We start from the raw sequence: 12224 nt of genomic DNA on the forward strand, positions 1-12224 counted from the left end.
GGGGAAGGTCAGGCCTCGGGCTCGACCTTCATCAGCGTGTTGCCGACATATTTGTCGAGCTCGGGATCGAACATCTCGCCGATCTCGAACGCGCGGTCGAGCACCGAGACTTCCTTGAGGCCATCGACCTTGAAGGTGGCGATCTTGGGCTCGCGGGGCAGCATACCCTCGCGTGAAACGATCTGCGCGTCGGTGTAGAGCGATTCGTTGCGCGTGTAGAGGATATACGGCGCGACGATCATGCGCGTGCGATTATAGGTCACCTGCAGACAGCGCAGGCGGACGATGCCCTCCAGGACGAAGGGCGTGTTGTTGATAGGTGCTTCGGTCACGGCAGCGCTAACGTTCATGAGACAAATATGATACCAATGCTGCAGAGCAGCAAGTGCAAAGCGCATAGACCATGGGACACGCCTCTCCCAGCTTTGTTTCGGCGATAGCTTCGTTCAGCCGTGCTTCACGCGCAAGGGTAGATGGAAGCACCGTTCCCGGCCTTAGCGCCGGCCGGGTGAATGAAGGAGACTCGCATGAAGCATGTCCTGGCCCTGGTTGCGCTCGCGACCGCAGGCCTTTCGGTCGCAGCGCCGGCCTCGGCGCAGCAATATTCCTCGCCGGATCAGGAGCGCGCCCGGTTCGAGGCCGCGCGCGACCGGTTCGACCGCGAATATCGCCTGTTCCAGCAGGCATCCGAGCGCTACGCCAACTACAGCGACTGGCTGGCCCACGCACCGCCTCCGCCGCGCGTCGACATCCGCGACGAAGGCGATTGGGAGCCGTCGCGCTACTACCGTCCCGGCAGCAGCGAGCGCGTGTTGAGCCGCGACGACCGTGTCTATCGCGGCGACGACGGCCGCTATTATTGCAAGCGCCCCGACGGGACCACCGGCTTGATCGTCGGCGCAGCGGCGGGCGGCCTGTTCGGCAACGTCATTTCCGGCCGCGGTTCGAGCACCGTCGGTACGCTGCTGGGCGCGATTGCCGGCGGCGCGATCGGCAACTCGGTCGACCGCAACAACCAGATGAACAACCAGGACGTGCGCTGCCGCTGAGGCGCGCGCTCGGGGCTTCGCACGCTTCGTCGCGAAGCCCCTTGTCCTCGAACGCGATGATCCTATGTTGATACCGCGGGACCGGGCCCCTCTGGCGGCGGCTTCAGCTGAAGCCCCGTGATGTCGGACCGCATCGAGCGTGCTCGGTGCAGGATCGGCGGTCTTTCCCACTCGCACCACCCTCTCCATCGGGCCGCTCGATCGATGCAATCATCGATTTGGAGCCATGACGATGACGATTGTTGAACGCTTGATCGCTACGCACCGGATGCTGGAGCGCGAGATCCGCAGCGAATTGCGCCGCCGCCTGCCGGACGCCTTTCGCCTGGCGCAGCTCAAGAAGCACAAGCTTGCGGTGAAGGACCGGCTGCACCTGCATCTGCCGGGGCCGGCCGCGCGGCTCGCGCTGATGCCGAGCCGGCGCTGAATGCCGGCGGGATGGGTCCGGCGAGCATTCGCCGGACCCGCGATCCTCAATGCCAGAAGATCAGCAGCAGGATGATGATGGGAAGCGGAATCCCCAACAGCCACAACAGGATGCCCTTACCCATTCCAATCTCCTGAAAACGTCGTTTCGCTTTCGACTAAACCATGGGTTCGCCCTGTTGTTCCGGGCTGGGAACCGAGCGCGTGCTGATGCACTAAGCCCGCAATGCAAACCGACGGCCTTCCCATGCCCCGCCGCCTCACCGCCATCGCCGCCGTGTCGTTCGGCACGGCGCTGGTGGTGATCGACGGCGCCATCGCCACCGTGGCGCTCCCCACCATCGCGCGCGACCTGCACGTCGACTCCTCGGCCGCTGTTGCCGTAGTGACGGTGTATCAGCTGGTGCTGGTGATGCTTCTCCTGCCCTTTTCCGGGCTGGGCAACCGCATCGGCCTGAAGCGGCTCTACCAATGGGGCCAGATCGTCTTCACCGTCGCGACGATCCTGTGCTTCTTCGCCAAAAGCCTGCCCTTTCTGCTGATCGTCCGCGCGGCGCAGGCGGCCGGCGCGGCCGCAGCACTCAGCGTCTCCTCGGCGCTGGTGCGGCAAATCTATCCCGCGAAGCAGCTCGGGCGCGGGCTGGGCGTGAACTCGGTGGTGGTGTCGGTCTCCGCGGCGATCGCGCCCACCCTGGGCGGACTGGTGCTGGCGGTAGGGCCCTGGCCCTGGGTATTCGCCTCCGCCGTCCCTTTCGCGGTGGCCAGCCTGCTGCTCGGCCGCGCGTTGCCCGACATCCCGCGCTCGAAGGCGCCGTTCGACGTGCTTGGCGCAGTGCTGTGCGCGGCCATGTTCGGGCTGGTGATCGGCGGGCTGGAGAGCGGCGTACATGGCGACAGCCCGGTGGTATCGGCCGCGGTGGTGATCGCGGGGATCGCCGTGGGGGTGATCTTCGTCCGCCGCGAACAGGGCGAGGCCGAGCCGATCCTGCCGGTCGACCTGCTCGCCCGGCCGGTGCTGGCGCTCTCGACCATCGGCGCCTTCACCGCCTTCATCGCGACGATGACGCTGCTGCTCGCGCTGCCGTTCCGCCTCCAGCATGGCTATGGCTTCGCGCCGTCGGAAGTCGGCGCGGTGATCGCACCCTGGCCGCTGACGACGATGTTCGTCGCCCCGCTCGCCGGCACGCTTTCCGATCGCTATCCGGCCGGGGCACTCGGCGGCATCGGCATGGCGATCGCGATCTCCGGCCTGCTCGCCCTCGCCTTCCTGCCGCACGACCCCAGCTATTTCGACATCGCCTGGCGGATGTCGCTCACCGGCGCGGGGTTCGGCATGTTCCTCTCGCCCAATGCCCGGCTGATCATCGGCTCGGCACCGGTGGAGCGCGCGGCCGCGGCGGGCGGCCTGATCTCCACGACACGGATGGTCGGCCAGACCACCGGCGCGACGCTGGTCGCCGCACTGCTGGCGATGGGCGTCGGCGCCGGGAGCACCCCGGCGTTGGTCGCCGCCGGCCTCGCGCTGATCGCGGGGCTGTGCAGCCTCGCGCGTCTGCGCCCGTCGATCCGCAACCCGGCGAAGGTCGAGGCGGACCAGGCGCAGCCCGCGCAGATGGGGTAAAGCTTTACCGGCCCCAAACCATCGAAGCATTGCGCAGGGCCGGGCAGCGCGCCAAGAGCGAGACCATGTCACCGCATCCGTTCGCCATCGGCAACTTCCGCGCCTATTTCGTAGCCCGCCTCGCCGCCACGCTGGGCCAGATGGCGATGGTGATCGTGATCGGCTGGCAGGTCTACGATATCGCCCGCCGCACGATGAGCATCAAGGAAGCGGCGTTCCAGCTCGGCATGATCGGCGTCGCGCAGTTCCTGCCGCTGCTGTTCCTGTCGCTCTTTGCCGGCTGGGTGGCGGACAGGCTCGACCGGCGCTGGATCGCGCGCGCCGCGGTTGCACTCGAAGCCGGATGCGCGCTCGCGCTTGCATGGCTGACCTGGCAGCACACCATCACCCTGCCCGCACTGTTCGCCATCGCCGCGCTGCTGGGCGTCGCACGCGCATTTGTGAGCCCGGCGCTCGGCGCGCTGGCCCCGAACCTCGTGCCCAAGCACGTGCTGCCGACGGCGATCGCGCTCAGCTCGCTCGCCTGGCAGACCGGCACCGTGATCGGCCCGGCGATGGGCGGCTATCTCTACGCCGCCGCCTCCTGGCTCGCCTATGCCGTGTCGGGCGGGCTGTTCCTCGTCTCGCTGCTGATGCTCTTCCTGATCGGCGCGGTGCCGGTTGCGAACCGCAAGTTCACCGGCAGCCCCTGGTCGCAGATGGTCGACGGGCTGCATTATGTCCGCCGCAACCGGCTTGTGCTGGGCGCGATCTCGCTCGACCTGTTCGCGGTGCTGCTCGGCGGCGCGACGGCGATGCTGCCGGTCTATGCGCGCGACATCCTGCAGGTGGGATCCGAGGGCCTCGGGCACCTTCGCGCCGCGCCTGCGTTGGGTGCGGTGGTGACGGCCCTGTTCTTCTCCTGGCGCCCGCTCAAGACCAATGTGGGCGTGAAGATGCTGGTCGCGGTCGCGCTGTTCGGCCTGGCGACGGTGGTGTTCGGCGCGGCGGCGCCGCTGCTGGTGCCGGTGCTCGGCCCCAAGGCGGTCGGCACCGATCTGTCGCCCGCCGTGCTGATTTCGCTCGCCGCGCTGTTCGTGCTGGGCGCGGCCGACATGGTTTCGGTGTACGTCCGCCAGTCGCTGATCCAGCTCTACACGCCGGACGAGATGCGCGGCCGCGTCGGTGCGGTCTCCACCCTGTTCATTTCCGGCTCCAACGAGCTAGGCGAAGCCGAAAGCGGCTTCCTCGCCGCGCTGATCGGCCCGGTTGCCGCGGTGATCGGCGGCGGCATCGGCGCGATCCTTGTCACATTGCTGTGGTCGAAGCTATTCCCTGAGCTCAAGCGGGCTCGAACCTTCGATCCTCCGGCCACCCTCGAAGTTCCTCCCAAGGAGATGACGACATGAAGGCCAATACGATCCTCGAGACGATCGGCAACACGCCGCACGTCCGTATCAACAAGCTGTTCCCCGGCGCCGAGGTGTGGATCAAGTCCGAGCGCTCGAACCCGGGCGGCTCTATCAAGGACCGCATCGCACTCGCGATGATCGAGGCTGCCGAGAAGGACGGCAGCCTCCAGCCCGGCGGCACGATCGTCGAGCCGACCAGCGGCAATACCGGCGTCGGCTTGGCGATGGTCGCGGCGGTGAAGGGTTACAAGCTGATCCTGGTAATGCCGGAGAGCATGTCGCTCGAACGCCGCCGGCTGATGCTGGCCTATGGGGCGAGCTTCGACCTCACCCCGCGCGAGAAGGGGATGAAGGGCGCGATCGAGCGTGCGCTGGAGATCGTCGAGAGCACGCCCGGCGCCTGGATGCCGCAGCAGTTCGAAAATTCTGCGAACATCGACGTCCATGTGCGTACCACCGCACAGGAAATCCTAAACGATTTCCGTGACACCCCGATCGATGTGATCATCACCGGCGTCGGTACGGGCGGCCACATCACCGGCGTCGCCGAGGCACTGAAGAAGGAATGGCCGAACCTCAAGGTGTTCGCGGTCGAGCCGGAACTGTCGCCGGTGATCTCGGGCGGCCAGCCGGGTCCGCACCCGATCCAGGGCATCGGCGCGGGCTTCGTGCCCAAGAACCTGCACACCGACGCGATTGACGGCGTGATCAAGGTCGATGCGGCGGTGGCCAAGGACATGGCGCGGCGCTCGGCCGCCGAAGAGGGCATGCTGGTCGGCATTTCCTCGGGCGGCACGCTGGCGGCGATCCTCCAGAAGCTTCCCGACCTGCCCGATGGCGTGCGCGTGCTGGGCTTCAACTACGACACCGGCGAGCGCTATCTGAGCGTGCCGGACTTCCTGCCCGAGAGCTGAGATCTGATCGAAAGGTGGAGGGCGCTGCCCCTCCACGGTCATCCCGGCGGAAGCCGGGATCCATTGACTTCAACGGCGCGGCTCCTGCCGAGCCGGAGTGATGAATGGATCCCGGCTTTCGCCGGGATGACAGCATGTTGGAATCTATTGCTGGGCCTTTGCATCAGCCGTGGAAGCCTCGGCGGTTCCGTTGTCCGCTGGAGCGGTCGGTGTCTCCGCAGCGACAGGCAGCGCCACCTGCACCTCGACCCGGCGGTTCTTCGCCCGCGCCTCGGGATCGTCGGTGCCATCCGCTTTGGCGTTCGGCACCAGCGCGCGGGTTTCGCCGAACGCGATCACCGTCATTCGCTCGGCCGGGACACCCTTCGATAGCAAATAGTCCCGCACTGCCTCCGCGCGCTTGCGCGACGAGACCAGATTGTCGCGGTCATTGCCGCGCGTATCGCTGTGGCCGCCGATCTTGATCGGTCCGCCCGCTGCCAGGGTCGCGTTGCCCAGCATCTCGTCCAGCAGCTTGCGGCCTGCATCGTCCAGCTTCAGCCCGGATGCGCCGAAGGGGACCACGACATCCAGCGGCTTGAGCGCGGGCGTTTCGGGCTCGTCCGGCACCACCTCCGGGCGCAGGATGGACTTGGGCGCCTCGGCGGCGCTGTTGTTGGCGAGGCCATCGTCCTCGGCAAGGATGCTCTTGTTCTCTGCCGCTTCATTGTCGCGGGCGGGCTCCCGCACATTGCAGCCCGCCAGCGCCACCGCGAGCCCCAGCATCGCCCATCTGCTCATGCAACCTCCTCCTGCAGTCGTCGCGCCGCCGGCATGGGGGGCACGTACGAGATGATCGTGTCGCCCGGCTGCGGCGTCGGGCGGCTGGCGTGCGAGAAGAAGCGGAGCAGCCCGCCCTTGCGCACGAGCAGCAGCATGTCCGCCGCGTCCGGCAGGTCGGCCTTGGCGGCGTCGAAATCGAACTGCTCGGTCAGACGCGTCTTGCGGAAGGTCCAGCCGTCGCGGTCGCGCTCGACGATCTCCTCGACGCCGTGCCCGCTGGTGAACAGCGCACGGCCGCGCAGCGACTCCGGCAGCGCCCGGGCATCCTCTTCATCGCCGCCGCTGCCGAGCTGGTAGACATTGTCGCGCCCCATCTCATGGGCGAATTCGTTGCAGACCAGCGCGTTATAGGCCTCGTTGTCGCTGGTCGCGGCGAGTACCTGGAACTGCGACATGTCCAGCCTGTCCTCGGTCGCCTCGGCGAGGATCTCGCCGTGATAGGTGGCGATACCCGCCGAGCGCGCCGGCCGCAGCCGCTGCCAGCTGGTGTCGCAGATCGTCACCGGCACCTCCAGCTGGCGCAGCTGGTCGGCGAGCGCCAGACTCCACGGCGTGCCGCCGACGATCAGCAGCCCGCGCTCGGTGGCGCCGGTCACCTTGAGCAGCTTGGCCACGGGCCCGATCGAGAAGCCGTGCGCGACGATCGTCGCAACCACCACGGCGAAGGACAGGGTCACCAGGATCGATCCGTCGCTGTACCCCAGCTTGTCCAGCCGCAGCGCGAACAGGCCCGAGATCGCCACCGCCACGATTCCGCGGGGCGCAATCCAGGCGACCAGCAGCCGCTCGTTCCACGGCACCTTGGTGAAGGCGAGGCTCAGCAGCACGGTGATCGGCCGCACCAGGAACAGCAGCGCCGCGAGGAAGGCGAGGAAGCGCCACTCGAAATGCCGCAGCACTTCGAAGTCGAGCGAGGCGGAGAGCAGCACGAAGACGCCCGAGATCAGCAGGACGGTGACATTCTCCTTGAACGGATGGATGTCGCGCAATGAGTCCAGCTTCATATTGGCGAGGGCCACGCCCATCACCGTCACCGTGATCAGCCCGGTCTCCTGCTGAATCAGGTTGGAGCCGACGAACACGCCGATCACCGCAACCAGCAGCACCGGCGCCTTCAGATATTCCGGCACATGGCCGCGCTGGAACGCCCAGCCGATCGCCTTGGCGACGACATAGCCGATCAGGCCGGCGACCAGACTCGCGGCGAGCAGCGAGCCCAGCACGCTGAGCAGCGTGCCGCCATCCCCGGCACGGCGGAGATATTCATAGGTCACCAGCCCGCACAGCGCGCCGATCGGATCGTTGACGATCGCTTCCCACTTCAGAATCGCACGGGGCCGCTGCGCGACATTGCTCTGACGAAGCAGCGGCAGCACCACCGTGGGTCCGGTGACCACGAGGATACCGGCGAACAGCGTCGCCACCGGCCAGACGAGCCCGGCAGCATAATAGAGCGCCAGCGTCCCCAGCCCCCAGCCGATCGGCACGCCGAGCAGCACCAGCCGCGTCACCGCGCCGTCGGTGCGACGCAGCTCGCGGAAGTTGAGGCTGAGACCGCCTTCGAACAGGATCAGCGCGACGGCAATCGAGACGATCGGCTCGAGCAGTTCGCCGAACACCGCGTGCGGCTCGATCAGCCCGGCCACCGGCCCGGCGAGCACGCCGGCGACGAGCATCAGCGCGATGGCGGGCCAGCCGGTACGCCAGGCAATCCACTGCGCACCGATGCCGAGCGCACCGATCAGCGCGATGACGAGCGCGGGTTGATGCATCCGGAGAAAATACCTTCTTTCATGCGCAAAGTCGTTGCGCGCCCCGCCCTCAATACGGTTGCACCGCCGCATCGGTTCCGTTTCGCTGGCGGTCGGAACTGTGTTGTTCCCAGTTCAGGCGTGTTCGGATACAGGCGGCCACCCCAATTTTGGAACATCGCACCCGCCCGTGACGCCTGCCCTTCCCACCGCTTCTCCTCCCCTGTGGCTACGTCTCGTCCTCGGCATCGTCGCGCTCGCTGCGCTGGTGGTGCCGACCCTGCTGGTTATCAACGCGCCCAAGGTACCGCACCGCGCCCGTCGCGTGCCGCCGGTCGCGCTGCCCAACCGGGTGGTGCCGAAGGAAGAGCTGCCGCCGGTAGAGCCGGTCGCGATCGCAGATCTCGACCCAGAGGATGCCCGGGCGTTCAACGCGTCCATCCCCTTCTCCACCGATCCGAATCCGGCAGCGCGGCCCTTCCACCTGATCGGGGCGGCCGACAGCCAGGAGCGCGCGGTCGACTGCCTCGCCGCCGCCGAGGTCTACGAGGCCGGCGACGATGCACTGGGCGAGCGGGCTGTTGCGCAGGTGATCCTCAACCGGGTCCGCCATCCCGCCTTCCCGAAGACGGTGTGCGGCGTCGTGTTCCAGGGATCCGAGCGCAGCACCGGCTGCCAATTCACCTTCAGCTGCGACGGCGCGATGCTGCGCTGGTCGCCGACGCCCGCCGCCTGGAGCCGCGCCCGCGAGATCGCGAAGATGGCGCTCCACGGCACGGTGTTCCGCCCGGTCGGCCACGCGACCCATTACCATACCGACTGGGTGGTGCCCTATTGGAGCGCGAGCCTCGACAAGATCGTTGCGCTGCACACGCATCTGTTCTTCCGCTGGGCTGGCTGGTGGGGCACCCCGCCCGCCTTCAACCGCGCCTATGTCGCCGACGAGCCTAAGATCGCGTTGCTCGGCAGGCTCTCGCCGGTCCACCAGGGTTTCGTGGCGCCGACCGAGATCGATTCGGCCAGCCCGATCGGTGATCCCGGTGCCAGCGGCCTGATGTTCGATGCGCGGAAGGCGGCGGCCGGGCTGCCCGCCAGCGCAATCCCCGCGCCGACCGCGGGCGATCCGAACGTGTTTCTCGTCACCCTGTCCGACGACATGCTGCCGGACCTGTTTCCCGCCGTCGCGCTTCGAGCCTGCGGCGACCGGCCCTATTGCAAGTTCATGGGCTGGGTGGATCCGGCCATGAAGCCGCCGCGCCTGCCGCCGACAGGCGAACAGGCCGCCGCGATGTCTTTCAGCTATTTGCGCGACGAGAAGGTCCACTATGTGAAGGCCTTGTGGAACTGCGACCAGTTCCGCCGCTCGGATACCGTCCAGTGCATGCGCCGCGCATTGCTGCCGCGGCCGGCGCCGTCGCCGAGCCCCACTGCCGCGCCCGAACCGGCCCCGCTCGACGGCGTCCGCCGCAAGGCACCGCCCGCACAGAACAAGGCCGGCGCCGCGGCTCCCGCGACACCGGCCTCCGCAGTCCCCAACAGCGATTAGGCTGCCTTGAACATTTCGGGATCGAGCGCCATCACCGCCTCGCTGCCCGCCTCGATCTTGCGGCGCAGGCCGCTCGCATCGGGGAGGAACCGCTCGGCATAGAAGCGCGCGGTGACCAGCTTGGCTTCCAGGAAGGCAACGTCCTCGGCACCCTGTGCCAGCGCCTCGCTTGCCGCCTTGGCCATGCGCAGCCACATCAGGCCGAGCGCGACCAGGCCGGTCAGCTGCATGTACGGATAGGCGCCCGCGCCGACTTCGTTCGGGTTCTTGAACCCATTCTGCGCCAGCCACATGGTGGCACCCTGCAGGTGACCGAGCGCCTTCTCCAGCGCCTCGGCAAAGCCCGCAAGCTTCTCGTTGCCCTTGGCGGCTGCGACTTCCTCGCTCACCACGCGGAAGAAGGCCTGCACCGCCCGGCCGCCGTTCAGCGCCAGCTTGCGCCCGACCAGATCCATCGCCTGCACGCCGTTGGTGCCTTCGTAGATCATCGCGATGCGGGCATCGCGGACATACTGCTCCATGCCCCATTCGGCGATATAGCCATGACCGCCATAGACCTGCTGGCAGTCGGTCGCGACCTTGTAGCCAATGTCCGTGCCAACGCCCTTGATCACCGGGGTCAGCAGCCCGATCAGATCACCGGCGAGCTGGCGCTCCTCCTCGGTGGCGGCAGCATGCTCCATATCGACCTGGAGCGCCCCCCACAGGCACAGCGCACGCAAGCCTTCGATCTGCGCCTTGGCCTCCATCAGCATGCGGCGGACGTCGGGATGGACGAACAGCGTGTCGGCCTTTTCCGCCGGCTCCTTCGGCCCGGTCAGCGCACGACCTTGGCGGCGGTCGCCGGCGTATTGCACCGCGTTCTGCATCGCGACTTCGGCGATGCCGAGGCCCTGCAGGCCGACACCCAGCCGCGCCGCGTTCATCATGATGAACATCGCGGCGAGACCCTTCATCTCCTCGCCGACCAGCCAGCCGGTGGCGCCGTCATAGTTCATCACGCAGGTCGAGTTGGCGTGGATGCCCATCTTGTGCTCGATCGAGCCGCAGCTCACCCCGTTGCGCGCGCCGAGCGAGCCGTCGTCGTTCACCAGGAACTTGGGCACCACGAACAGCGAGATGCCCTTGGTGCTGTCCGGCGCGCCCGGGGTCTTGGCCAGCACCAGGTGGATGATGTTGCTGGTCAGGTCATGCTCGCCCGACGAGATGAAGATCTTGGTACCGGTGATGCTGTAGGAGCCGTCCGGATTGGGCTCGGCCTTCGTCTTGATGAGGCCCAGATCGGTGCCGCACTGCGGCTCGGTCAGGTTCATCGTGCCGCCCCATTCGCCCGAGACCATCTTGGGGACGTACTTGGCCTTCTGCTCGTCCGAGCCCTTGACCAGCAGCGCGGCGATCGCGCCGTGCGTCAGGCCCGGATACATGGCAAAGGCCATGTTCGAGGCGATCATATACTCCTCGAATGCGGTCGCCACGACGTGCGGCATCGCCTGGCCGCCAAACTCCGCCGGCGCGCTCAGCGTGCCCCAGCCGCTCTCGACGAACTGCTTGTACGCTTCCTTGAAGCCTTCCGGGGTCGTCACGCTGCCGTCGGGGTGACGAGTGCAGCCCTGCTGGTCGCCGCTATGGTTGATCGGGAACAGCACCTCGGCGACGAACTTGCCGCCTTCCTCCAGTACCGCGTCGACCACGTCGGGCGTCGCCGCCTGGAAGTGCGGCAGGTTGGTGTAGCGGTCGAGCCCGATGACCCGATCGAGGACGAAGCGCGTGTCGCGCACGGGCGGGGTAAACTGCGGCATTTCAGGTTCCTCAGCGTTCGTTGTTCTTAGTGCTCGTTGTCTTTGCTTTTGATCAGGTCGACGAACTGCGCGAGCTCGGCGATATGCGCGTCGATGTCGCGCTTCTGCGCTTCGAGATGGCGGATGCGGTCCATGCAGCGCTCCAGCGTCACCTGGCGCTGGACGCGCCGGCCGTCGCCGAGATCGTAGAGATCGATCATCTCCTTGATCTCGCCCAGGCTGAAGCCGACGCGCTTGCCACGCAGGATCCAGGCGAGCCGGGCGCGATCGCGGTGCGTGTAGATGCGCTGGGTGCCACGCCGCTCGGGCGCGATCAGTCCCTCGTCCTCGTAGAAGCGTAGCGCGCGCGGGGTGACCCCGAACTCGGCACACAGGTCGGAAATGGAAAAGGCGTCGCGGTCGGGACGCGGTTCGATCGGCGCCAGGGCCTCGATCGGAGCGGCAGCAGCGTTCATATCGTCTTTGTAGTTTACCCTTACGTGAACGTCAAGCGTCGCACCCTAGTTCTTCGGCCGCTTGGTGCTGCCGTTGAAGCGGGCGCGGACGATGTCCTCGTGGAGCAGGATGGAGCGGGTCTGGAGCTCGGCGGCCTCGCTTTCCGTGAGCCCGTTCCTCGAAAGCCGCTCGGCGATGCTGCCGTTGACGGTATCCGCACGTCTCAGCTGCCGCGCCTCGCCGCGGGTCAGCTGGCCGCTGCGCTCGCCCGTGCGGATCTCGCCGCGCGCGGAACGTGGCTGCGTCGGGACATGGATCCCGCGCCCGGCGAAGCTGCCGCCGGCGCTGGAGGGCACGGGGCCGCCCCAGATCTGGGCGGAGGCGGGGAAGGCAGCAGCCACTAGGCAGGCGGCACTCGCAAGGACAAGAACACGCATCGGCGCTCTCCTGACATGACTGCCGACAGGCCC

General features: G+C 67.4%; 12 protein-coding genes. 6 read left to right on the forward strand and 6 right to left on the reverse strand.

Annotated features, from left to right (window positions below):
- Positions 1-8 precede the first annotated feature (8 nt).
- Complete coding sequence (locus QZ670_RS09765; RefSeq protein WP_294254436.1) at positions 9-332, reverse strand: WYL domain-containing protein; 324 nt, start codon at positions 330-332, stop codon at positions 9-11.
- 195 nt (positions 333-527) lie between these two features.
- Here QZ670_RS09765 and QZ670_RS09770 point away from each other — a divergent pair, with 195 nt between their 5' ends.
- The 5 genes from QZ670_RS09770 (at position 528) to cysK (ending at position 5401) form a co-directional block, all read left to right on the forward strand.
- Positions 528-1049 carry a glycine zipper 2TM domain-containing protein gene (locus tag QZ670_RS09770; protein WP_294254437.1) on the forward strand — a complete coding sequence of 174 codons (522 nt, stop codon included), beginning with the start codon at positions 528-530 and terminating at the stop codon, positions 1047-1049.
- Positions 1050-1281: 232 nt separating this feature from the next.
- On the forward strand, positions 1282-1476 hold the full coding sequence (locus tag QZ670_RS09775) for a YdcH family protein (protein ID WP_294254440.1): 195 nt from the start codon (positions 1282-1284) through the stop codon (positions 1474-1476).
- A gap of 225 nt (positions 1477-1701) precedes the next feature.
- The gene (locus QZ670_RS09780; protein ID WP_294254442.1) at positions 1702-3096 is read left to right on the forward strand and encodes an MFS transporter; all 1395 of its coding nucleotides are present in this window, start codon (positions 1702-1704) and stop codon (positions 3094-3096) included.
- 65 nt (positions 3097-3161) lie between these two features.
- A complete protein-coding gene (locus tag QZ670_RS09785) occupies positions 3162-4484 on the forward strand; it encodes an MFS transporter (RefSeq protein ID WP_294254443.1) in 1323 nt (440 codons plus the stop codon).
- Entirely contained in the window at positions 4481-5401 is a 921-nt protein-coding gene (gene cysK / locus QZ670_RS09790) for a cysteine synthase A (protein ID WP_294254445.1), read from the forward strand. The genes QZ670_RS09785 and cysK overlap by 4 nt, the downstream gene beginning before the upstream one ends.
- A gap of 144 nt (positions 5402-5545) precedes the next feature.
- Here the strand turns inward: cysK and QZ670_RS09795 are convergent, their stop codons facing one another.
- Together QZ670_RS09795 and QZ670_RS09800 are read right to left on the reverse strand one after the other, a co-directional pair.
- Complete coding sequence (locus QZ670_RS09795; RefSeq protein WP_294254446.1) at positions 5546-6166, reverse strand: OmpA family protein; 621 nt, start codon at positions 6164-6166, stop codon at positions 5546-5548.
- A gap of 11 nt (positions 6167-6177) precedes the next feature.
- A complete protein-coding gene (locus QZ670_RS09800; RefSeq protein WP_294254448.1) occupies positions 6178-7995 on the reverse strand; it encodes a sodium:proton antiporter in 1818 nt (605 codons plus the stop codon).
- Between the two features lie 169 nt (positions 7996-8164).
- Here QZ670_RS09800 and QZ670_RS09805 point away from each other — a divergent pair, with 169 nt between their 5' ends.
- Positions 8165-9520 carry a cell wall hydrolase gene (locus QZ670_RS09805; protein ID WP_294254450.1) on the forward strand — a complete coding sequence of 452 codons (1356 nt, stop codon included), beginning with the start codon at positions 8165-8167 and terminating at the stop codon, positions 9518-9520.
- Here QZ670_RS09805 and QZ670_RS09810 read toward each other — a convergent pair.
- The 3 genes from QZ670_RS09810 to QZ670_RS09820 are packed head-to-tail and all read right to left on the reverse strand — an operon-like array spanning position 9517 to position 12191.
- Positions 9517-11319, reverse strand: a complete 1803-nt coding sequence (locus tag QZ670_RS09810; RefSeq protein ID WP_294254452.1) for an acyl-CoA dehydrogenase C-terminal domain-containing protein — start codon at positions 11317-11319, stop codon at positions 9517-9519. The two genes, QZ670_RS09805 and QZ670_RS09810, sit on opposite strands and share 4 nt — an antisense overlap.
- A 26-nt stretch (positions 11320-11345) precedes the next feature.
- Positions 11346-11774, reverse strand: a complete 429-nt coding sequence (locus tag QZ670_RS09815; protein ID WP_294254454.1) for a MerR family DNA-binding transcriptional regulator — start codon at positions 11772-11774, stop codon at positions 11346-11348.
- Between the two features lie 45 nt (positions 11775-11819).
- Positions 11820-12191, reverse strand: coding sequence for a hypothetical protein (locus tag QZ670_RS09820; protein ID WP_294254456.1), 372 nt, complete (start codon positions 12189-12191; stop codon positions 11820-11822).
- Between the last annotated feature and the right edge of the window lie 33 nt (positions 12192-12224).

This window comes from uncultured Sphingomonas sp. (assembly GCF_913774285.1).
In the GTDB taxonomy this organism is placed as follows: Bacteria; Pseudomonadota; Alphaproteobacteria; order Sphingomonadales; family Sphingomonadaceae; genus Sphingomonas.

What these genes read in the sequence shown, in the direction of transcription:
- QZ670_RS09780 (WP_294254442.1), top strand. Translation starts at nt 1,702, where the DNA reads ATGCAAACCGACGGCCTTCCCATGCCCCGCCGCCTCACCGCCATCGCC.
- QZ670_RS09800 (WP_294254448.1), bottom strand. Translation starts at nt 7,995, where the DNA reads ATGCATCAACCCGCGCTCGTCATCGCGCTGATCGGTGCGCTCGGCATC.
- QZ670_RS09785 (WP_294254443.1), top strand. Translation starts at nt 3,162, where the DNA reads ATGTCACCGCATCCGTTCGCCATCGGCAACTTCCGCGCCTATTTCGTA.
- QZ670_RS09815 (WP_294254454.1), bottom strand. Translation starts at nt 11,774, where the DNA reads ATGAACGCTGCTGCCGCTCCGATCGAGGCCCTGGCGCCGATCGAACCG.
- QZ670_RS09795 (WP_294254446.1), bottom strand. Translation starts at nt 6,166, where the DNA reads ATGCTGGGGCTCGCGGTGGCGCTGGCGGGCTGCAATGTGCGGGAGCCC.
- QZ670_RS09770 (WP_294254437.1), top strand. Translation starts at nt 528, where the DNA reads ATGAAGCATGTCCTGGCCCTGGTTGCGCTCGCGACCGCAGGCCTTTCG.
- QZ670_RS09775 (WP_294254440.1), top strand. Translation starts at nt 1,282, where the DNA reads ATGACGATTGTTGAACGCTTGATCGCTACGCACCGGATGCTGGAGCGC.
- cysK (WP_294254445.1), top strand. Translation starts at nt 4,481, where the DNA reads ATGAAGGCCAATACGATCCTCGAGACGATCGGCAACACGCCGCACGTC.
- QZ670_RS09820 (WP_294254456.1), bottom strand. Translation starts at nt 12,191, where the DNA reads ATGCGTGTTCTTGTCCTTGCGAGTGCCGCCTGCCTAGTGGCTGCTGCC.
- QZ670_RS09810 (WP_294254452.1), bottom strand. Translation starts at nt 11,319, where the DNA reads ATGCCGCAGTTTACCCCGCCCGTGCGCGACACGCGCTTCGTCCTCGAT.